The sequence below is a fragment of the Sphingomonas sp. Leaf34 genome (genome assembly GCF_001421805.1).
Taxonomy (GTDB): Bacteria; Pseudomonadota; Alphaproteobacteria; order Sphingomonadales; family Sphingomonadaceae; genus Sphingomonas.
The window spans coordinates 464,236-484,467 of sequence record NZ_LMLC01000005.1 but is presented as its reverse complement, the minus strand read 5'-3'; the positions used below and the strand labels follow the sequence as shown (position 1 = coordinate 484,467).

At 67.4% G+C, this 20,232-nt stretch carries 21 protein-coding genes and 1 pseudogene; 8 read left to right on the top strand and 14 right to left on the bottom strand.

Annotation, left to right across the window (positions count from 1 at the left end; all coding sequences use genetic code 11):
* Positions 1-12 precede the first annotated feature (12 nt).
* Positions 13-1,665: a S10 family peptidase gene (locus tag ASF00_RS16595; protein ID WP_055881901.1), complete on the top strand. Its 1,653-nt coding sequence runs from the start codon at positions 13-15 to the stop codon at positions 1,663-1,665.
* Positions 1,666-1,883: 218 nt separating this feature from the next.
* Here the strand turns inward: ASF00_RS16595 and rpoN are convergent, their stop codons facing one another.
* The 5 genes from rpoN to ASF00_RS16570 all read right to left on the bottom strand — a co-directional run bounded on the left by rpoN (position 1,884) and on the right by ASF00_RS16570 (position 6,269).
* Entirely contained in the window at positions 1,884-3,383 is a 1,500-nt protein-coding gene (rpoN, locus tag ASF00_RS16590) for an RNA polymerase factor sigma-54 (protein ID WP_055881898.1), read from the bottom strand.
* 153 nt (positions 3,384-3,536) lie between these two features.
* Complete coding sequence (gene lptB / locus ASF00_RS16585; protein WP_055881895.1) at positions 3,537-4,319, bottom strand: LPS export ABC transporter ATP-binding protein; 783 nt, start codon at positions 4,317-4,319, stop codon at positions 3,537-3,539.
* 131 nt (positions 4,320-4,450) lie between these two features.
* A complete protein-coding gene (locus ASF00_RS16580) occupies positions 4,451-4,990 on the bottom strand; it encodes an LptA/OstA family protein (RefSeq protein ID WP_055881890.1) in 540 nt (179 codons plus the stop codon).
* Between the two features lie 5 nt (positions 4,991-4,995).
* Entirely contained in the window at positions 4,996-5,652 is a 657-nt protein-coding gene (gene lptC, locus ASF00_RS16575; RefSeq protein WP_055881886.1) for an LPS export ABC transporter periplasmic protein LptC, read from the bottom strand.
* Complete coding sequence (locus ASF00_RS16570) at positions 5,649-6,269, bottom strand: ribonuclease D (protein WP_055881883.1); 621 nt, start codon at positions 6,267-6,269, stop codon at positions 5,649-5,651. Before ASF00_RS16570 ends, lptC begins: the two co-directional genes overlap by 4 nt.
* Positions 6,270-6,573: 304 nt before the next feature.
* On the opposite strand from ASF00_RS16570, the gene ASF00_RS19250 reads away from it, so the two are divergent.
* On the top strand, positions 6,574-7,422 hold the full coding sequence (locus tag ASF00_RS19250; RefSeq protein ID WP_055881879.1) for a cold-shock protein: 849 nt from the start codon (positions 6,574-6,576) through the stop codon (positions 7,420-7,422).
* Positions 7,423-7,456: 34 nt separating this feature from the next.
* The gene (locus ASF00_RS16560) at positions 7,457-8,281 is read left to right on the top strand and encodes a glutaminyl-peptide cyclotransferase (RefSeq protein WP_055881876.1); all 825 of its coding nucleotides are present in this window, start codon (positions 7,457-7,459) and stop codon (positions 8,279-8,281) included.
* A 250-nt stretch (positions 8,282-8,531) separates the two neighbouring features.
* On the opposite strand, the gene ASF00_RS16555 is transcribed toward ASF00_RS16560, so the two are convergent.
* From ASF00_RS16555 to ASF00_RS16535, 5 genes are all read right to left on the bottom strand, one after another.
* A complete protein-coding gene (locus ASF00_RS16555) occupies positions 8,532-9,305 on the bottom strand; it encodes an AcvB/VirJ family lysyl-phosphatidylglycerol hydrolase (protein WP_055882424.1) in 774 nt (257 codons plus the stop codon).
* Positions 9,306-9,376: 71 nt separating this feature from the next.
* Entirely contained in the window at positions 9,377-10,969 is a 1,593-nt protein-coding gene (locus tag ASF00_RS16550; protein ID WP_055881873.1) for a cisplatin damage response ATP-dependent DNA ligase, read from the bottom strand.
* A gap of 101 nt (positions 10,970-11,070) precedes the next feature.
* Positions 11,071-11,256 carry a DUF1328 family protein gene (locus tag ASF00_RS16545; protein ID WP_055881870.1) on the bottom strand — a complete coding sequence of 62 codons (186 nt, stop codon included), beginning with the start codon at positions 11,254-11,256 and terminating at the stop codon, positions 11,071-11,073.
* A gap of 107 nt (positions 11,257-11,363) precedes the next feature.
* The gene (locus ASF00_RS16540; RefSeq protein WP_055881868.1) at positions 11,364-11,930 is read right to left on the bottom strand and encodes a TMEM165/GDT1 family protein; all 567 of its coding nucleotides are present in this window, start codon (positions 11,928-11,930) and stop codon (positions 11,364-11,366) included.
* 3 nt (positions 11,931-11,933) lie between these two features.
* A complete protein-coding gene (locus ASF00_RS16535) occupies positions 11,934-12,266 on the bottom strand; it encodes a hypothetical protein (protein WP_232090185.1) in 333 nt (110 codons plus the stop codon).
* Between the two features lie 192 nt (positions 12,267-12,458).
* Here ASF00_RS16535 and rpmG point away from each other — a divergent pair, with 192 nt between their 5' ends.
* Positions 12,459-12,626 (top strand): 50S ribosomal protein L33, encoded by a 168-nt coding sequence (gene rpmG / locus ASF00_RS16530; protein WP_055881863.1) that lies wholly within the window; start codon positions 12,459-12,461, stop codon positions 12,624-12,626.
* Positions 12,627-13,013: 387 nt separating this feature from the next.
* Here rpmG and ASF00_RS16525 read toward each other — a convergent pair whose 3' ends face one another.
* Positions 13,014-13,376 carry a response regulator gene (locus ASF00_RS16525; RefSeq protein ID WP_055881859.1) on the bottom strand — a complete coding sequence of 121 codons (363 nt, stop codon included), beginning with the start codon at positions 13,374-13,376 and terminating at the stop codon, positions 13,014-13,016.
* 36 nt (positions 13,377-13,412) lie between these two features.
* On the opposite strand from ASF00_RS16525, the gene ASF00_RS16520 reads away from it, so the two are divergent.
* The 4 genes from ASF00_RS16520 (at position 13,413) to ASF00_RS16505 (ending at position 16,333) form a co-directional block, all read left to right on the top strand.
* On the top strand, positions 13,413-13,682 hold the full coding sequence (locus ASF00_RS16520; RefSeq protein WP_055881855.1) for a DUF3572 domain-containing protein: 270 nt from the start codon (positions 13,413-13,415) through the stop codon (positions 13,680-13,682).
* The gene (locus tag ASF00_RS16515) at positions 13,679-14,305 is read left to right on the top strand and encodes a hypothetical protein (RefSeq protein WP_055881851.1); all 627 of its coding nucleotides are present in this window, start codon (positions 13,679-13,681) and stop codon (positions 14,303-14,305) included. The genes ASF00_RS16520 and ASF00_RS16515 overlap by 4 nt, the downstream gene beginning before the upstream one ends.
* A 238-nt stretch (positions 14,306-14,543) precedes the next feature.
* On the top strand, positions 14,544-15,008 hold the full coding sequence (locus ASF00_RS16510; protein ID WP_055881847.1) for a RidA family protein: 465 nt from the start codon (positions 14,544-14,546) through the stop codon (positions 15,006-15,008).
* A gap of 164 nt (positions 15,009-15,172) precedes the next feature.
* Positions 15,173-16,333 (top strand): GNAT family N-acetyltransferase, encoded by a 1,161-nt coding sequence (locus ASF00_RS16505; RefSeq protein WP_055882417.1) that lies wholly within the window; start codon positions 15,173-15,175, stop codon positions 16,331-16,333.
* Here ASF00_RS16505 and ASF00_RS16500 read toward each other — a convergent pair.
* The 3 genes and pseudogenes from ASF00_RS16500 to ASF00_RS16490 all read right to left on the bottom strand — a co-directional run.
* Positions 16,281-17,882, bottom strand: coding sequence for a hypothetical protein (locus tag ASF00_RS16500; protein ID WP_055882414.1), 1,602 nt, complete (start codon positions 17,880-17,882; stop codon positions 16,281-16,283). The genes ASF00_RS16505 and ASF00_RS16500 overlap by 53 nt on opposite strands.
* Before the next feature lie 11 nt (positions 17,883-17,893).
* On the bottom strand, positions 17,894-19,708 hold the full coding sequence (locus ASF00_RS16495) for a hypothetical protein (protein WP_055881844.1): 1,815 nt from the start codon (positions 19,706-19,708) through the stop codon (positions 17,894-17,896).
* Positions 19,709-19,872: 164 nt separating this feature from the next.
* Positions 19,873-20,230: pseudogene (locus tag ASF00_RS16490) on the bottom strand (FAD-dependent oxidoreductase); the annotation flags it as partial.
* Between the last annotated feature and the right edge of the window lie 2 nt (positions 20,231-20,232).

The following is a 20,232-nucleotide window of genomic DNA, read 5'->3' as shown; positions in this document are numbered from 1 at the left end:
CAAGGATGATCCGTGGCCCGTTCGACGAAGTTCGCCGCTCTATTGCCGCTCGCGCTCTCCACGACTGCCCCGCCGCCCGCGATCGCGCAGGACGTGCCCAAGACGGACAAGACCGAGAGCAACGCCGATCGGATGAAGGCCGAGGCGGAGGCCGATTACGCCAACGCCCCCGTCGCCGAGCAGGAGGTCAAGACCAAGGGCCGCGTCACCGTCGGCGGCAAGTCGCTCGGCTATACCGCGACGGTCGGCACGCTGACGCTGCGCGATACCGAGGGCAAGCCGACCGCGAGCCTGTTCTACACCGGCTACACGCTCGACGGCACCAAGCCCGGCACGCGGCGCCCCGTGACGTTCTTCTACAATGGCGGTCCGGGCTCGCCCAGTTTCTGGCTGCACATGGGGTCGTTCGCGCCCGTCCGCCTCCGGACCGCCAACCCCGAATATATCAGGCCCGCGCCCTATGACTTTGGCCCCAATCCCGACACGCTGCTCGACAAGACCGACATGGTGTTCATTGACGCGGTCGGCACCGGCTATTCGCGACCCCTGGGCGATACCAAGCCGTCCGCCTTCTATGGCGTCGACGAGGATGCCGACGCATTTGCCAAGGGCATCCTGCGCTACGCCACCAAATATGGCCGCTGGAACAGCCCCAAATTTCTGTTCGGCGAAAGCTATGGCACCACCCGGTCGGGGGCGCTCGCCTATCAGCTGCAGGATCGCGGGATGGCGCTCAACGGCGTCGTGCTGCTGTCGTCGATCATGAACTATGGGTACCGTCAGCCCGGGCTCGACGAGATCTACCTCAACTATTTGCCAAGCTATGCGGCCAGCGCCTGGTATCACAACCGCCTGCAGAACCGTCCCGCCGACGTCGCCATGACGGTGGCCGAGGCGCGTGCGTTCGCGACCGGGCCCTATGCCGCGGCGCTGTCGAAGGGGCAGACGATTTCGGACGCGGAACGCGATTCGGTCGCGACGCGGATGAGCCAGCTGATCGGCATCTCGCCCGACTTCATCAAGCGCGCCAATCTGCGGATCGACCTCGCGCGCTTCCAGAAGGAGCTGCTGCGCGATCAGCGGCTCACGCTCGGCCGGTTCGATTCGCGCTATACCGGCGTCGATAGCGACGCGGCGGGCGAGCGGCCCGAGACCGACGCGTCGGACACCGCGATCGCGGGCGCGTTCATCGCCACCTTCAACGATTATGTGACGCACACGCTCGGCTACAAGACCGAGATGCCGTACCGCCTCAGCGCCCGCGACGCGCCCGGCTGGACGTGGAACTGGAAGCACGACGCCCCCGGCCGCGGCGGCCAGTCGCAGAACAACCCCAACACCGCGGTCGACCTGGCCGCCGCGATGCGCGAGAATCCGTATCTCAACGTGCTGTCGATGAACGGCTATTACGACATGGCGACGCCGTTCTTCGGGACGGAGAACGATCTCGGCCACATGATGCTCGATCCCTCGCGCCAGCGGAACCTGGCGTTCCGCTATTATCCCGCGGGGCACATGACATATCTCAACCCCGAAGCGCTGCACCAGATGAAGGCCGACCTGTCGCGCTGGTACGACGTTGCAGTAGGGGAGGCGCGGAGTGCAACGCCACCGGGCGGCGCGAGCGTTTCCGGCGCGGATGGGGCAGGGCAGGTACCGAACTGAGCGCTTCAACCCACGCCACCCGAAACTACACCTCCCCCGAAAATACACCTCCCCAGACACTATACCACCCCGGCGAAGGCCGGGGTCCAGTTGGGAAACGTCGCTGAGGAATGGTGCGCGTCGTTACTCCGGACGCTCCAACTGGACCCCGGCCTTCGCCGGGGAGGTGTGCTTCTGAGGACGGACTGGCGTTCGAGCCGCGCGCCACTAACGCGCCCCTACCTTACCCCTTCCAGCGCCTTCGCCCGCCGCCGCTGCACCGAACTCCCGATCCCCAGCGCCTCGCGGTATTTCGCGACCGTCCGCCGCGCGATGTCGAAGCCTTTCGCGTTGAGCAGCTCGACCAGCGTATCGTCCGACAGGATCTTCGCGCCCTCGGTATCGATCAGCGCGCGGATCGCCGATTTCACCGCCTGCGCCGATACCGCTTCGCCGCCATCCGCCGACTGGATCGCGCTCGTGAAGAAGTATTTCAGCTCGTACAGCCCGCGCGCGCACGACACGTACTTGTTGCTCGTCACCCGGCTGACGGTCGATTCGTGCATCTCGATCGCGTCGGCGACCTGGCGCAAGGTCAGCGGCCGGAGATGCGCGACGCCTTTCAGGAAGAACGCCTCCTGCTGCTTCACGATCTCGGTCGCGACCTTGATGATCGTCCGCTGGCGCTGGTCGAGCGCTTTCACCAGCCAGTTCGCGCTGGCGAGGCAATCGCTCAGCCACGCCTTCGACGCCTTGTCCTGCTGCCCGCCCGACAGCTCGGTATAATAGCTCCGGTTGACCAGCACGCGGGGCAGGGTGGCGGCGTTGATCTCGATCGCCCATCCCGCCTTCGTGCGCGCGACGAACAGGTCGGGCGTCACTGACTGCGCAGGCTCGCCACCGTAGCGGCAGCCGGGCTTCGGATCATAGCCGCGCAGCTCGCGGATCATGTCCGCCATGTCCTCGTCGTCGACGTCGCACATGCGCTTGAGCCGGGTCAGTTCGCCGCGCGCGAGCAGGTCGAGATTGTCGATCAGCCGCGCCATGCACGGATCGTAGCGATCCGCCTCCTTCGCCTGCAACGCGAGGCACTCGCCGAGATCGCGCGCGCCGACACCGGTCGGGTCGAACGTCTGGATGGTCGCGAGCACGCGCTCGACGCGCACCAGCGGCACGCCAAGACGGTTCGCGACGTCGAGCAGCGACGCGGTGAGATAGCCCGCCTCGTCGATCTGGTCGATCAGGTGCGCCGCGATGAACGCGTCCTCGTGGGGGATTGCGGGGCCCGCCTGCGCGAGCAGATGGTCCGCCAGGCTCAGGCTGGTATCCGCGAACGCCTCGAGATCGGGGCCGTCTTCGCCGCCGAGCCCGCCTGCGCTCGCACCGGTCATCGACAGCGCGCCGTCCATCCCGCTGCCGCCGTCGGCGACGCTGTCCTGCTGGTGGCTTTCGGTCGCATAATCGACGTCGAGCGCCGGTTCGCCGCCGTCTCCGGTGCCCGCGACCAGCTCGTCGGCGGCCACGCGTTCGTCGCGAACCTCGGGCACGGGCTCGCGGTCGGGGGCGTCGCTATCCTCGGCGGCGCTCGATTCGAGCAGCGGGTTGCGCTCGACTTCCTCGGCGATGAACCCCTCGATCTCCAGGTTCGACAGCGCCAGCAGCTTGATCGCCTGCTGAAGCTGCGGGGTCATCACCAGCGACTGCGACTGGCGGATGTCCAGACGAGGGGCGAGGCTCACCAGATCCTCCCCTGCAAGGGGAGGTGGCGGCGCGAAGCGTCGACGGAGGGGGCGCGCGTCAGACGCTGCGTTCGCGGAGGCCCCCCTCCACCAGCTTTGCTGGTCCCCCTCCCCGTGCCGGGGAGGAATGGATGCACCAGCCTGTCCATAAATCTAAAGCGAGAAGCCTTCGCCCAGATACAGGCGGCGGACGTTCGCATCGGCGACCAGCTCGGCAGGCGACCCCGAGAACAGCACGCGCCCGTCATAGATGATGTACGCGCGGTCGACGATTTCCAGCGTCTCGCGGACATTGTGGTCGGTGATCAGCACGCCGATGTCGCGGCGCTTCAGGTCCTTCACCAGATCGCGGATGTCGGCGATCGAGATCGGGTCGATCCCGGCGAACGGCTCGTCGAGCAGCATGATCGACGGATCCGCCGCAAGCGCACGGGCGATTTCCGCGCGCCGCCGCTCGCCGCCCGACAGCGCCATCGCCGGTGCCGCGCGCAGCCGGGTCAGCCCGAATTCCTCGAGCAGCGTGTCGAGCTTGCGCTGCCGCGCCGCCTTGTCGGGTTCGGACAGCTCGAGCACCGTCAGGATGTTCTTCTCGATCGTCAGCCCGCGGAAGATCGACGTCTCCTGCGGCAGATAGCCGAGGCCGAGGATCGCGCGCCGGTACATCGGTAGCTTCGTGATATCCTCGCCGTCGAGCATGATTCGGCCCGAATCGGGCTTCACCAGCCCCATCACCGAATAGAAGCACGTCGTCTTGCCCGCGCCGTTCGGGCCGAGCAGCCCGACGACCTCGCCGCGACCGACCGACACCGACACGTCGGTCAGCACGACTCGCTTGTCGTACGACTTGGCGATCGAGACGACCTGCAGCCCGTTGCTGACGGGCGGCTCCGAGATCGGCTCTACCGCTTCGATCGGGGGCAGCGTGGTGGCGTCCATGGGATCAGGCCCTCGCAAAATTCAGCTGCCGGACGTCCGGCATGGGGTGTCGCCGCGAAAGTCGGCGGGGATTGGCAGGAAACATGCATGACCACGCCGCCGGAGGGAAGCCCCCGCGACGTGCCGATGCGTCAGTTGCGCTTGGGGACCGAGAAGGTGCCGGTCACGCGTCCGCCCGACTGAGTCACGGTGCCGCCGCCGGCGGTCGCCCCCGCGCTGCCGCCGACCGACGAGCCGTCGATGACCGCCCGACCGGTGTCAAGATTCATCGTCAGCCGGCCGCCGTTCACGACATTGCCGCCCTGGTTCAGCGTCACCGCACCGAGCATCGTGATCACGCGCTTGTTGAGGTCATAGATCGCATACTGGCTCTTGGCGGTCTGGTCGGGGCGCCGTACCGTCACGCCGCCCGACGCGTCGAGCCGCGAGACCTGCGGGTTTCCGCCGATCACCTGGCCCGTATAGGCCACCGTCATCCGCGCCGAGTTGAGCGTCATCTCGGCCTGCTTGACCGCGACGTTGCCCGCCAGCACGGCGCGATTCGCCTTGTCCTGCAGCTCGATATGATCCGCACCGAAGTTGATCGGGGCGTTGGAGTTGTGTGGCTGCTGCGCGACCGCGGTCGTGGAGAGCAGAACGGACAAGCCGGCAAGAATATGGGGGACGCGCATGGCTGTTATTTCGGCCCTCTGGGGATGATCCGCAAGCGGGCATTGCCATCAAGCGTCACGGTGCGCTGTTCCAAGTTCGCGCGCAGCTTGTTCGCGCTGAACGTGCCCTGCTGCACGGTGCCGGTCGCCGCCCCGCCGCTTTCGAGCGTGCGCGCCTTCATGTCGATCGTCGCGTTAGTGGTCTTCAGGTCGTAGCCGCCCGCCGCGGTCGCGTTGAGCGGGCCGAACAGCTGCACCTTCTCGGTGTCCATGTCGTAGCGGCCGGTGTTCGCCTTGATGTTGGCGGGCCCGTCGGTCAGCTGGATCTGCGCCGCGAGCTGGTTGAGCTGGACGATCGGTTCGGCCGAGCTCTTCTGGATCGCGGAGGCGGCGTCGAGCGTGAACGCCTGGCCCTTGGCATCCTCGCCGCGATAGCGTGCCGCCTGGATCTTCATCCGCTCCTGCGCGACGTCGACCTTGTTCTTGTCGAGCAGGAACGACACGTCGCCGCCCGCGGTCAGCGGCGCCATCACCAGGAACGCCGCCAGCACGCCGATCGCGGTCGGCAGCGCGACGCGCGCGATCGCCACGAAGCGATCATGGCTGCCGCCGGGCGCGGCCCAGTCCTCCCGCGCGGTGCGGGCGCGGCGGGCTACCGGAGAAGGTGGCGGCGTATGCGTCATGCGTGTGCGAAGATGTCGATTTCGGGCCAGCCGGCGAGATCGAGCGCGGCGCGGGTCGGCAGGAAGTCGAAGCACGCCTGGGCGAGCTCCATCCGGCCTTCGCGGATCAGCCGCTTGTCGAGCTCGGTCCGCAACCGGTGGAGGAAGCGAACGTCAGACGCGGCATAATCCTTCTGCGCGTCCGACAGTTCGGGGCTGCCCCAGTCGGACGATTGCTGCTGCTTCGAGATGTCCTGGCCGAGCAGTTCGCGGACCAGCTCCTTCAGGCCGTGGCGATCGGTATAGGTCCGAACCAGCCGCGAGGCGATCTTGGTGCAATAGACCGGCGCCGCGACGACGCCGAGATAATGCTGGACCGCGGCGATATCGAATCGTCCGAAATGGTACAGTTTCACGCGTGCCGGGTCGGCCAGCAGCGCCTTCAAATTGGGGGCGTCATAGCCGGCGCCCGCGGCGAAGCGGACGAGATGCTCGTCGGGGCCGCCATCTGACAGCTGGACCAGGCACAGCCGGTCGCGCGGGGTGATGAGACCCATCGTCTCGGTATCGACGGCGATCGCGGCGCCCGCCGCGAACAGATCGGCGGGGATGTCGCCTTCGTGGAGATAAACTGTCATGACCGTGGCCGTAGCGGCCCGCGGCTGAACGCTCAATGGCTCTGTCATGCGCTGCCGTACGGAATCGGGCAATAAGATGGCTCGCCCGGCGCCGGTGCGACGAGCCGTGGCGCACAAGCGACACTTGCGTCAGTATCGGTCCAATTCGCTGGCCGTCGCATCAGATTCTATTCGCGACCGCTTGTATTTTGCGCTAAGGGTCCCCTCAAGGCGCAAAAGGTTTCGCGCTGGAAAACCCGCGTTCGTCGTCCGGCACAAGGGTTTTGAGAAATTTGCGGGCGAACCGGGAAGACGAACAGAGCTTATGGGTTTCGATAAAGGTGGCCGCGGGAACCGTGGCGGGCGTGGCCGCGATAAGCGCGACAGCTTCGGCGGCGGCGACAACGAGTTCGGCGGCGGCAGCAGCTTTGGTGGCGGCGGCGACCGGTTCGGCGGCGGCAACAGCTATGGCGGCGGCGGCGGTTCGAGCTACGGCGGCGGCGGTGGCAGCAGCTACGGCGGCGGCAGCAGCTTCGGCGGCGGCGGCGGTGGCGGCGGTGGTTACCGCGGCGGCGGCGGTGGCGGCGGCTTCTCGGGCGGTGGCGGCGGCGGCGGTGGTCGCGGCATGCCTCCCCAGGTCGTCGGCGAAGGCACCGGTGTCGTAAAGTTCTTCAACGCGCAGAAGGGCTTTGGCTTCGTCGTTCGCGATGACGGCGGCGAGGACGTGTTCGTTCACATCAGCGCTGTTGAGCAGGCCGGCATGGTCGCGCTCGCAGAGGGTCAGCCGCTCGGCTTCACGCTCGTCGACCGCGGTGGCCGTATCTCGGCAACCGACCTCAAGATCGACGGCGAGCCGATGGCCGTCACCGATCGCGGCCCGCCGCGTGACCGTGATGCCGGCCCGGGTGCACCCCGTGGTGGTGACCGTGACGGTGGTGGCGCACAGCGTCAGCTCACCGGCGAGAAGGCAACCGGTACGGTCAAGTTCTTCAACGCGATGAAGGGCTTCGGCTTCATCCAGCGCGACGACGGACAGCCTGACGCATTCGTCCACATCTCGGCCGTCGAGCGCGCCGGCATGGCGACGCTGAACGAGGGCGACAAGCTCGAGTTCGAGCTCGAGGTCGATCGTCGCGGCAAGTACGCAGCGGTGAACCTGAGCGCAGGCGGCTGATCCAGCTGACTGAAGCAGAACGCTGATCCATACCATGTTTGGTAGGATAACGATCGCGGCCGGCCTCGCTTTTGCGGGGCCGGCCGTTCTCGTTTCATCATCGGTGCTGTCGTCGGCGGCACCCGCCCGCGTACAGGCGGCCGCCGCGCCGGATGTGCGCGTGCCGATGCTGTCCGCGACGATCGTCGCGCGTTATCCGCACGATCGTACCGCGTTCACCGAAGGCCTGCTCTGGCACGATGGCGCGCTGTACGAGAGCACGGGGCAGGAACGGCAATCCGACGTCCGCCGCGTCTCGCTCGCCGATGGCAAGATCCTCGCCAAGGCGCGAATCGATCCCGCGCAGTTCGGTGAAGGTCTCGCGCTGTGGAAGGACCAGCTCGTCAGCCTCACCTGGCATGACGGCATTGCGCATCGCTGGGACGTCCGCACGCTGAAGCCAAGGGGCCAGAACCGCTACACCGGCGAGGGCTGGGGGCTGACCAGCGACTCGCGCGGGTTCATCCAGTCCGACGGCAGCGACAGCCTGATGATGCGCGACCCGCTGACGCTGGCCGAACGCAACCGGGTCGCGGTGACGATCGACGGTCGTCCCTTACGCGACATCAACGAGCTTGAATATGTCCACGGCGCCGTGCTCGCCAACGTCTGGCACACCGGCTTCCTGGTCCGCATCGATCCCGCCACGGGCAAGGTGACCGCGATCATCGACCTCCGCCCGCTGGTCGCCGAAATCGCCGCGACCGACCCCGAGGCGGTCCTGAACGGCATCGCCTGGGACGCCAAGGCCGACCGGCTGTTCGTGACGGGCAAATACTGGCCCACGCTGTTCGAGATTAAGATCAACGCCCCGCGCTAAGTCGCTGCTTGCCGCTCTACACTACCCATGCCCTTGCTCTCCCGCGAACGCGGGAGCCCAGACTGGACCCCCGCCTTCGCGGGAGAACAAGGTGGCGATCCGGGACGTGCCAACCTGCCGCACCCAAATCCCGTCACCACACCTCATCCGTCACCCCGCCTCCCCCGTCACCCCAGCGAAAGCTGGGGTATCCCCGTGTGGCGCGCTTCCGCTGCCACCGCTGGAGACCAAGGCACAGGCCAGCGCCCCCTCAGGACCCGCGTTCCGTCCCCGGTGCCACCGCCTCGATCGCCGCCAGCACATGCCCCAGCAGCCCATCCGCATCATGATGGATGTTATGCCCCCCAGGCATCCCGACCTTCCGTACGCCGGCCACGCTCAGCAACGGGCACAAACTGTCGGTTTCCTCGACCCCGTAAATGCACGTGAGCGGCGCCCAATCGAGCCGGTTGCCCGTCGAAACCCCCATGCTGTCGGGCGTCCCGTGATCGTACAGCAGCCCCGACGGATCCGCGCGGTAGAACACCGTGTCCCCCGGCAGGATCAACACGATCCCCGCAACGCGCGGCCGCAGCGACGCCGGCAGATCCGCCAGCCCGGTTTGGACGATGTCCGCGCCGTAGGACTGGCCCATCACCACCACCCGCTTCGCCCCGGTCCGCGCCAGCGCCGCGCGAACCCCGTCCGCGACGATCGCATCGAGTTCCTCCCGCGACCGATGGCGCGCGAACAGCGCAGGGGTGGTGATCCCGACGACCGGAATCCGATGCTCGGCCAGCCCACGCGAAGTCGACGCGCCGAGCAGGAACCGCAGCCCCATGTCGCCAGAAAAATTGACCACCGCGATCGGCGGCGCGCCCGACGCGTGGATGCCGATCGCCGGGTACACATGCACCGGATCGCGGTCGAAATACCCCGCGAGATAGACGAACAGCACGATGATCGCGGACAGGATACCGCTCACCCACACGCCACGCCGCCACCGTCGTGCCGCCGCCGTGCGGGGATGTTTCGTTGTATTCACCGGACCATCCTCACGCTCGCCAAGATCGGCGGCGATACCCCGCAATGCCGCCCGCTTCGATGACGCGCGGATTATGTAATCATCCGCTTCAGCGTCTCGATCCGGTCCGCTTCCGCCGCGGGCTTGTCCGTCCGGATCCGCGCGATCCGCGGAAAGCGCATCGCCACGCCCGATTTGTGCCGCTTCGAATCATGCAGCGAATCGAACGCGATCTCCAGCACCAGCGTCTTCTCCACCTCGCGCACCGGCCCGAACCGGTTCTGCGTATGGTTGCGCACGAAGCTGTCGAGCATCTTCAACTCCTCGTCGGTGATCCCCGAATACGCCTTACCCACCGGCAGCAGTTCGCCCTCCTCCGTCCAGCAGCCAAACGTGTAATCCGAATAATAGGACGAACGCCGCCCCGAGCCACGCTGCGCGTACATCATCACGCAATCGGCGGTCAGCGGATCGCGCTTCCATTTGTACCAGAGCCCCGCACGACGCCCGCCGACATAAGGCGAGTCGCGGCGCTTGAGCATCACGCCCTCGATCGCCGCGTCGCGCGCGGTCGCGCGGATCGCCTCCAGCGCGGTGAAGTCGTCCGCGTCGATCACCAGGCTCAGATCGAACCGCTCGGGATCGAGGTGCGGCATGAACGCTTCCAGCCGTTCACGCCGGTCGGTCCAGGGCAGGGCGCGTAGATCCTCCTCGCCATCGATCAACAGGTCGTAGAGCCGTACGAACGCGGGATACTCGGCCAGCATCTTCGCCGACACCGTCTTGCGCCCGAGGCGCTGCTGGAGCGCATTGAAGCTGGCCGCACCCCCGCCATCCTCCAGCGTACCGCCCTGATGCTCGCCCTTCACCAGCAACTCGCCATCGACTGTCCCCGGCGTCCGGAACGCAGCGGCGATCTCGGGGAAGCTGGCGGTCACGTCGTCGCCGGTGCGGCTGTAGAGCCGCGTCTCACCCGCGACATGGACGATCTGCACGCGGATCCCGTCCCATTTCCACTCGGCGGCATAGTCGGCCAGATCGACGCGCAGATCCTCCAGCCCGTGCGCGAGCATGAACGGCCGGAACACGGGCACATCGGCAGGCGTCGGCTGTTCGCCCGTCCCCTCGGCCCACGCGAACAGGCTCGGATACGGCGCATCGAGCCCGTGCCAGACCTCCTCGACCGCATCGACATCGAGCCCGAACGCGTCGGCAAGCGCGGTCTTCGCCAGCCGCGCCGACACCCCGATCCGCAGAGCGCCCGTCGCCATCTTGAGCAGCGCGAACCGTTCCTCGGCATCCGACCGGTCGAGCATGTCGGCCAGCGCGGCGGGGGCATCCGCGCGCGACAACGCCGCCAGCCGCTCGACCACGTCGGTGATCGACAAAGGCGTGGGATCGACCGGAACCGTGGGTTCGGGCCAGAGCAGCGCCACGGTCTCCGCGGTATCGCCGACATAATCGCGGCTCATCCGGAACAGCACTGGATCGACGCGCTCCTCGATCAACCCGCGGATCACCGCCGACTTCACGCCCTTGAGGTCGAGATCACCGGTCAGCGCCGCCATCGCCCAACCGCGATCGGGATCGGGCGTCGCGCGCAGGTAATCCGCGATCAGCTTCAGCTTCGCGTTGCGCGACCGGGTATAGGTAAGGGAGTCGAGCAGGGCGGCAAAGGCATGCATCGTCGTTGAACGCGCATCTTACCCGAAGGGATGCAGACACGAAACGACCGCCGCCGGAGGGTCCGGCGACGGTCGTTATGGTCCGATCTAAGCGAGGCGCCTCAGTCGATCGCGTTCTTGATCCCCTTGCCCGCGAGCAGGCCGAGCACGAGGAAGATCACGAACAGCGCGATCGCGATGAAGAACAGGATCTTGGCGATGCCGATGAACGCCCCGCCGATGCCGCCGAAGCCGAGCAGCGCGAGCACGGCACCGATGACGAGAAAGGTGATTGCGAGCTTCAGCATGACGGCCTCCAATGTGGTAAGGTCACTCAACCGGTGTCACAACCAGTTGGTTCCTGATCCGTAACGATCGGACCGGGACAGCGCAGGGTGCCAGCGCCCGGCTCGGGTCAGACGAGCCGCAATGCACCGAGCGCGAAGACGAGGCCGAACAGCACGAACACCCCGCCGATCGCGATCCGCAGCGGCTTGAGCGGCAGTTTCAGCCAAGCCGCCTCGCCCATCAGCGCGGCGGGGACGATCACGACGAGAGATCCGATCGTCGCGCCGACCGCGGCGAGCGCGGGGACGGGCGTGCGTGCGGCCAGCGTCAGGACGATGAACTGCACCCCGTCGCCGAACGCGAGGATGAAGAGACCGAGCATCGCGGTCGCGAATGCACCGATTCGCCAGCGGTCGAGCCGGTCGGGCGCCTTGGCCGGGAAAAATGCGCCGCCGCCCTGCAGCAGCAGCGCAAGCGCGAGCATCAGCTGTTGCGCATTGGGCGCGAGCTTCGGGCCGATCACCGTGCCCAGCGTGGCAGCGAGCCCGCTTGCGGCGAGCAGGGCAAGCGCGGCCATCGCGATGATCCGCGCGGGGCTGCCATACCGGTCCGACAGGATCGCGGCGAGCCATGCGGTGCGATCGCCGACCTGCGCGAGCGCGGCCGCGACGACGGCCGCCATCAATGCGTCCATGAATTATCCAGCGAGCCGCACCGAGCAGGCGGCGGCGAACGCGTGGCACGCCTGGACGTCCTGCCGCTCGCAGCCGACCGCGTCGCGCAGGATCGCCAGCCAGCCATGCACCAGCGCGCCATGCTCGCCGCGCGACAGCGCCGAATCGACGAAGTGCGCGACGGTGACCGCCGGGTTCAGCCCATTGCTGTGCGCGATCACGCGGATCGCGTCGATCTCGGTGGCGATGTCGCAGGGGCGCGAATAGGGCGCGCGGACGTCGATCGCCGCGATTCGCGCGGCCAGATCGGCCTTCACCGCGACCATGTCGTCGATTCGAACCAGCGCCTGCCCCACGATCCCGCTCCTGCCTTTATCTGACGTTACTCTGCGCGCCGGGTGGTGAATAGCGGGTTAAATGCGCGTGATTCCCCTGCGACGATGGGGTAAAGCTTGACTTCGCCGCAGCCGTCCGCCATGCGCCGCCCCTGATGGAGCGGCGGCGCGAGTTCGCCGCTTTCGCATTTTCAAGCCATAGGAATTGGGCTCATGGCCAAGCCGACCACCGTAAAGATCAAGCTGCTCAGCACCGCTGACACCGGCTTCTTCTACGTCACCAAGAAGAATCCCCGTACCAAGACGGAGAAGCTCTCCTTCTCGAAGTACGATCCCGTCGTGCGCAAGCATGTCGAGTTCAAGGAAGCCAAGATCAAGTAATCCGGCCGGTGGTGCGAGCCGCCGACTGATTGCGAAGATCCGAAAAGCCGCGGGCATCCCCCGCGGCTTTTGGCGTTTGTGCGTTGAAGACTCCGTCATCCCAGCGAAAGATGGGATCTCGTGCCGCTAGGGCCCGCTCCTAGCGAGAGGGGCGAGGTACACCTTCCGTTCGTCCTGAGTAGCCGTCGAGTAGTCGCCATAGGCGGCGTATCGAGAGGGCGTATCGAAGGACAGGTTGGCGCGCGGAACGCGTGCCTCGGCACGCGCCCTCGATACGCTCCTTGCGGAGCTACTCGGTCTCTACTCAGCACGAACGGGAGTGGGGCAAGGCACAGGACGGGGGTGGACGCGGCATGCCGGGTCAAACTCAATGGACCGCCCCCCCTCTCAGACCAGCGCCCCGACCGCGTCCATGAACCGCGCGAGGCTGATCGGCTTCGACACATAGGAATCCGCCCCCGCCGCGCGGATCCGCTCCTCGTCGTCGCGGCCCGCATAGGCCGTCACCGCCATCACGGGGATCGCGCGCAACGCCTCGTCCGCCTTCAGTTCGAGGATGATCTCATAGCCGGTGACGTGCGGCATCTGGATGTCCATGATGATCAGGTCGGGCGTGAAGTCGCGCGCGCGCGCCACCGCGTCGCGGCCGTCGCGCACGGGTTCGACCGAGAACTGGTGCGCACGCAGCAGATCGCAGAATAGTTTGAGGTTGAGTTCGTTGTCCTCGACAACGAGCACCTTCTTTGTCACCGCCGCACCTTATCCGGAAAGAGGGCACGATAGGCAATGCGCGACCGCGATTCAAACGAAGACGCCGAGGCGCTCGCGCTGCGCGCGCTGGTATGGACCCTGGTCGAGCCCGACCGCGCGATGCGGCTGTTGTCGGTCACCGGCCTCGAGCCGCACGACCTGCGCGCGCGGGCGAGCGACCCGAGCGTGCTGTCCGCCGCGCTCGGCTTTCTCGAAAACCACGAGCCGGACCTGATCGCCTGTGCCGAATCGCTCGGCGTAAAGCCCGAGGCGCTGGTTCGCGCGCGGATGGAGCTCGACGCATGAGGCCGCTGCTGATCAGCGATTGCGACGAAGTGCTGCTGCACATGGTCAAGCATTTCGGCGTCTGGCTCGACGAGCGCCACGATATCGATTTCGCGATCCAGCACGGCGATTTCTCGACCGCGATGACCCGCCGCGACGGTGGCCCACCGCCCTCGCGCGAGGATATGTGGGCGATGCTCGGCGAGTTCTTCCCCGCCGAGATGCACCGCCAGACGCTGGTCCCGCATGCGGTCGAGGCGCTCGAGCGGCTGGCGCAGGTGGCGGACATCGTCATCCTCACCAACCTCCAGGACGAATGCCGCCAGCCGCGGATCGAGCAGCTGGCCAAGTTCGGCATCGCGCACCGGGTCGAGTGCAACCAGGGCGGCAAGGGCACGCCCGTCTCGCGGCTGGTCGCGGAATATGGCAACCCGGTCACGGTGTTCGTCGACGACCTGGCAGTGCACCACGAATCGGTCGCCAAGCACGCCCCGGGGGTACACCGGCTGCACATGGTGTCCGAGCCGACGCTGGCGGTGAACGTCCCGAAGGCGCCCGAGGCACATGCGCGCATCGACGACTGGCGCGAAGCCGCGGACTGGATCGCGACCCGGTTCGAAGCGGGTTTGCCGGCGGACGCCTGACGCGCCCGGAATAATCCTCCCCCGCCAGGGGGAGGTGGCAGGCGCAGCCTGACGGAGGGGGCGGTAAGCGAAACATCTGCTCCGTGTCCGCCCCCTCCGTCGCCTCCGGCGCCACCTCCCCCTGGCGGGGGAGGATTGATCGGGGCGGCCGGGTCTCGCCACGGCGTCCCGTCTTCGCGAAACTGACGGTGGCAGAGTCCCTTGACCCATCCCCCACCGCTGTGGTGATACCGACCCCATGACCGATCGTATCGACCGCAAGCTCGAAGAGCTGGGCCTCACCCTTCCGCAGGCTGCCGCACCCGTGGCGTCCTACGTCCCGACCGTGCTGGCGAACGGCATGCTCCACATCTCGGGCCAGTTGCCGTTCAAGGACGGACAGCTCGTCACCGGCCGGGTCGGAGACGGTGTCTCGCTCGACGACGCGCAGGACGCGGCCAAGCTCTGCGCGCTCATGCTCGTCGCGCAGATGAAGGCGGCGCTCGGTACGCTCGCGCGCGTCGAGCGGATCGTGAAGCTCGGCGTGTTCGTCAACTCGACCGGCGACTTCACCGACCAGCCCAAGGTCGCCAACGGCGCCTCGGACCTGATGGTCGCGCTGTTCGGCGATGCCGGCAAGCATGCGCGCTCCGCGGTCGGCGTCCCCGTCCTCCCGCTCGGCGCCGCGGTCGAGATCGACGCGATCGTCCAGGTTTCCGCCTGACCCTTGTTCTCCCGCGAAAGCGGGAGCCCAGGGTTGCCAAGCGCATCCCTCGCGGTCCTGGGCTCCCGCCTTCGCGGGAGAACAGTGTGCTTACCGTCGCCTTTTCCCAACGGTAGCGCGACCCGGCCTTTGCTATCGGCCGCTCGCCACCCCAAATGTCGCGGATGAACGCCGTCACAGCCCGCATCGCCCAAGGCGTCACATCGATCGCGGCCGAGGACTGGGAGGCGTGCTCCGGCACCGCCAACCCGTTTATCGGCCACGCTTTCCTCTCCGCACTCGAAGCCTCGAAAAGCGTCGGTGGCCGCTCGGGCTGGCAGGCGCTGCCGGTGGTAGTCGATGGCCCCGACGGCAAGCCCGCGGGGATCGCGCCCGCCTACGCCAAGAGTCACAGCCAGGGTGAATATGTCTTCGACCAGGGCTGGGCCGACGCATGGGAGCGGGCAGGGGGGCAATATTACCCCAAGCTCCAGATCGCCGCGCCGTTCAGCCCGGTCCCCGGCCCGCGTCTGCTGCTCCGCGATCCCGAACAAGCCCCCGCGCTGATCGCCGCGCTCGAAGCCGTTACCGACCAGAGCAGGCTGTCCTCGGCGCACGCCACCTTCATCGACCCCGACGAGGTGGCTCTGTTCGAGGCGGCCGGCTGGCTGATCCGCCAGGGCACGCAGTTCCACTGGAAGAACGACGGCTATGCCAGCTTCGACGATTTCCTCGCCGTCCTCGCCAGCCGCAAGCGCAAGGCGATCCGCAAGGAGCGCGCCGCCGCGGTCGAAGGCCTGACGATCCGCCACCTCGTCGGCGCCGAGATCAGCCAAGCGCACTGGGACGCATTCTGGGTGTTCTACCAGAACACCGGCAGCCGCAAATGGGGCCAGCCTTATCTCACGCGCAGCTTCTTCGACCAGATCGGCCAGACGATGGGCGACCAGGTCCTCCTCATCCTCGCCGAGCGCGACGGCGTCCCCATCGCGGGCGCGCTCAACCTGATCGGCGCGGACACGCTCTACGGCCGCTATTGGGGCGCGACCGAGGAAGTGCCCTTCCTCCATTTCGAGCTCTGCTATTACCAGGCGATCGACGCCGCCATCGCGCGTGGCCTGCAGACCGTCGAGGCGGGCGCACAGGGCGAACACAAGCTCGCGCGCGGCTATGCCCCCGTCGCGACCTATTCCGCGCACTATATCCCCGACCCGAGCTTCCGCCGCGCGATCGCCGACTATCTCGTCCGCGAGCGCGAGGCGGTCGCCGAGCAGCAGGAGTATCTCGGCGAGCTTACTCCGTTCCGGCGGGGCGAGCACCCGGTTGACCCGCGACGCCCCGGTTGACGCGGTAGAGCAGGCTCGTGCCATCGCGCCGGATCAGCGTGAGGTCGCGGACCAGCGCCGGATCGAACGGCTGCGGGTGGATCAGCCAGACATAGTCGAACGCATCGCGCGGAAATTTCGCCAGCGCCAGCGAGATCGGCCGCCAGAACTGGCCGCGGCACCGGATATTGGTCACCACCTCAGACGGATCGTGCGCAAAGCCCCTTGCCGCCGCGTAATTGGTCGTCAGCAACTGCGCGCCGGCCATCGACCATTGGTCGTTGGTAAAGGCGAGGCGCCGCTCGAGCAGCAGCGCCGGGACATGCTCGAGCCGCGAATACGCCCAGTCGTCGCGACACCGCCGCCCGACGAACGACACGACGCGAGAGCGCTCGGGGACGGTATCGATCGCCGCGATCGCCTGGTCGTAGCTGCGGTCGTAAATGAGATAGCTGATCGTCGTTCCGGCCAACCGCACGCCGAAGAACGCAAACCCCAGCACCGCCAGCACCGCTGCGCCACGCAACGACAGCCCATGCCTCGGCCGCAGCGCGATCACCGCAATCGCCAGCACGAACGGCGCGAGTCGCATGTCGGCATAGGCCGACCCGAACACGATCCGCGGCAGCACCACGTACACCGCCGCCAGGAACAGCGCCGACAGCCCCAGGTTGCGCGAATATTCGATCGTCTGGTCGCGCACGCCGCGGAACAGGATCACGAACAGCACGGTGACCGATGCGATGTCGAACGCCATCCAGCGGTCGCGCAGGACCATCGTGATCCAGTTCATCTTCCAGCGCCAGTTGAACCAGTCCTGCGTCTTGCCGCCGACATGGTCGCCCGATCGCCACACCACCATCATCACCATCGGCAGCGCGAGCGGCAGGCAGTTCAGCCCCGCCTGGACGAACGCCCTGAACCAGCCATGCGCCCAGCTCTTGGGATCGCTGTCGCGGCGGATGTCGTGCTGGCGGATCAGTTCGGCGGAGAAGGCGAGCACCCCCAGCACGCCCCAGCCGAACGTATGGCACAGCCACAACAGGCACGAGACGGGAATGAAGATCGCGGTCCGCAACGTGGTGCGCCCGAGCCGCCCCATCCGCAGCCACAGCGCGAACAGGTTGAGCGCGAGCGCCATCGCGAGCGCGAAATTCACGAACCCGAACTGGAACGGATAGCTGTAGGCGAGCGGCAACGCGAACAAGGCAGTCGCCGGAATGCGCCCATGCACCTCGCGCGCGATCCATAGCAGCCCCGTCACGGTCAGCGCCGGGATCGCCATCACGATCAGCTTGACCGCCAGCTGCAACCCGAAGATCGGCGCGAGCGGCTCGATCAACAGGTCGATTCCGAGGTTGCCGATCATCTGCCAGCGGAAGGTATACCACTGCGAAAGCCAGGGATTCTCGCCGATCGCCAGCTGGACGCGGTACCGCCCCATATGTCCCGGCAGATCGACCAGCGGCGGGATCTCCGGCCACAGCAACGGTATCATCGACGCGAGCGCCACCGCGACGACGAAGCCCCGCGTCTGCCACCAGTGCAGCGTTTCCCCCTGAGTATTCATATCGTCGGACCCTAGGGGCGGACGGGCGCTCCAGACAAGGGTGCGCGCGACGAGTTGTTGATGCGCCATGCAAGAACCGACGACCCGGGGATCGAAACGGGGACGAGCCACGCGAATCGCTCGCCGCGATCGAGTCGCGCCCAGAGGCCGCCCGGTGCCGCGTCCCGATAGATATCCATCTCGACCGCGCCGGGGCAGGCAACGAGATATGTGGCGCTGCTTGCGATGATGGCTGCGCGTGCGGCCTCGGGGGTGTCGGTGAAGCCCGCGATCACGCGGTGAAGCGCGTGCGTGTTGCGGTGATAGCCGCCGGCGATCGCATGGTGGTGCGTCATCGCGACGATCTCGGGCGTAACGTCGATCGGCGCGAAAAGCGTGCTCGCCGGGAGTTGCGCGAGGGCGCGAACATCCGCGACGCCCTGGCAGGGGGGGGCGTTCGACCTGGTGACGGACGGATGCGCCGTCGATCCCGGTGTCGCGGCGAACAGCGCGCCGGCGACGAGCCCCGGCGACGCGGCGAGCAACGCGCCCGCGGTCGCCAGCGTGCGCACCAGCACCGGCCCGATCCGCCGCGTCCGCTCCAGCATCGCCAGCAAGGCCCAGGCGCCACCCGGCAACGCCAGTGCATTCGCGGTCGCCCCCGTCCGCATCACCAGCAACGACAATGCGCTCGCGAAAACCAGAATGGCGAGCAGGATCGCCCAGCGCATCTTCGCCGTGCCGCCGGCGCGACGCCAGGCAAGACCCGTCCCGATCACTCCGACGATCGGAAAGCCCATCGTCATCGCCGCCCAGCCCGCATCCTGTCGCCAGATCGGCAGCCCTTCGGGCACGTTCTGATACCAGATCCGGTACACCAGCGGATCGAGCGTCGCGAACGGTCCACGCAGGCAGTCCGGGGCGACGAGCAGCAACGTCGTCGCGCAGGCCAGGCCGGCTACCGCCAGCGCCCCGAGCCGAATTGCCAGCGATCGCGCGCCGAACTGCGTCGCGATCGACAGGCCGACAGCCGCGACGCCGAGCATGGCCAGCCACGCCGGCGACACCGCATCGCACACCGCGGCGAACATCCCAGGGCCGCGCGTCACGACATGCAGCAGCACCGCCGCTGCGAATAATGACGTCGCCAGCCCCACGAGGAACGCGCGCCGCGACGGCTCCCACGCCCAGGCGAGCGCTGCGACCGTGGTAATCGCGACGGCAACCGGCAACCCTTCGAGCGAGATCGTCACCAGCGTCGCCAGCGCCAGTCCCGCGAGCATCCCGTTCCGCGCCGTCGCACGCCCGACGAGCAGAGTCGTCGCCGCCATCGCCAGCACCACCTGCCAGCCATGATGATCGATCCGCAGCGGTCGCATCTGATAGACGAGCGGGATCGATAGCGGCGCGAGCAGCAGCGCGAGCTTGGCGCGTTCGACATCGCTCACGCGCCGCGTCAGGTCGGCGGCGAGCGCCATCAGCGCGAGCAGCGTGAGCAGCGGCACGACCGTCATCGCGATCCGGTTCGCCGCAGCGGGCGCTAAAAACGGGTCGAGCACCAGCATCGCCGCGGCGATCGGCAGGTCGACCAGCCGCGACCAGTGCATCGCGAAGTCGCCCCCGTTCAGCCGGTGCTGGCCGACGTCCCACCAGCTCTGCCCGCCAAGCCAGTCGCGTACTTCGAGCAGCCGCATCGCGTCGTCGGGATCGGGAAAGCGGAGACTTGCGATGGCGCCTGCGAACGCAAGGCAGAGGACGAGCGCGGCAAGCACCCAGCCGCCGAGCACGGTCGGCCAGAGGCGTGCGGCCGGGGGCTCGGTTGGGGAGGGTGGGACATCATCCGTCATGCCGTACTCGTTCCAGCGATAGCCCCACTCATGCCACCCCGGCGAAGGCCGGGGACCAGTTGGGGAACGTCGCTAACGAAGGGCATTGCGCTGTTACTACACCCTTTCCGACTGGGCCGGCCTTCGCCGGCGTGGTGCTCACAAATGATGTAAGCGTCGCCCCATCACGCCGCCTTGAGCCGCTCCGGCACCGCCCGCACGCTCCCTAGCGCCGCGGCAATCCCCGCCTGCTCGCCCTCGTTCCCCGCCTCGTGATATTCGGCGTCCTCGTTGACGCTCCAGATGTCGTGGATCCGGGCCCCCGCCTGGATGTTGCGCACCGTCAGCATCGCGGTCATCATCGCGTGATCCTGGTTGTTGTAGCGATGCATYCCGTTGCGGCCGACGCAGTGCAGCGTGGGATGCCGCGCCTCGATCTCCTCGCGCAGCGCGTCGACATTGTCGCGATAGTCCTCGTCGTACACCGGATACGCCTTCTCCTGCCGCACCACCGCGCCGCCGGTGACGTGCGCCGGATCGCCCNC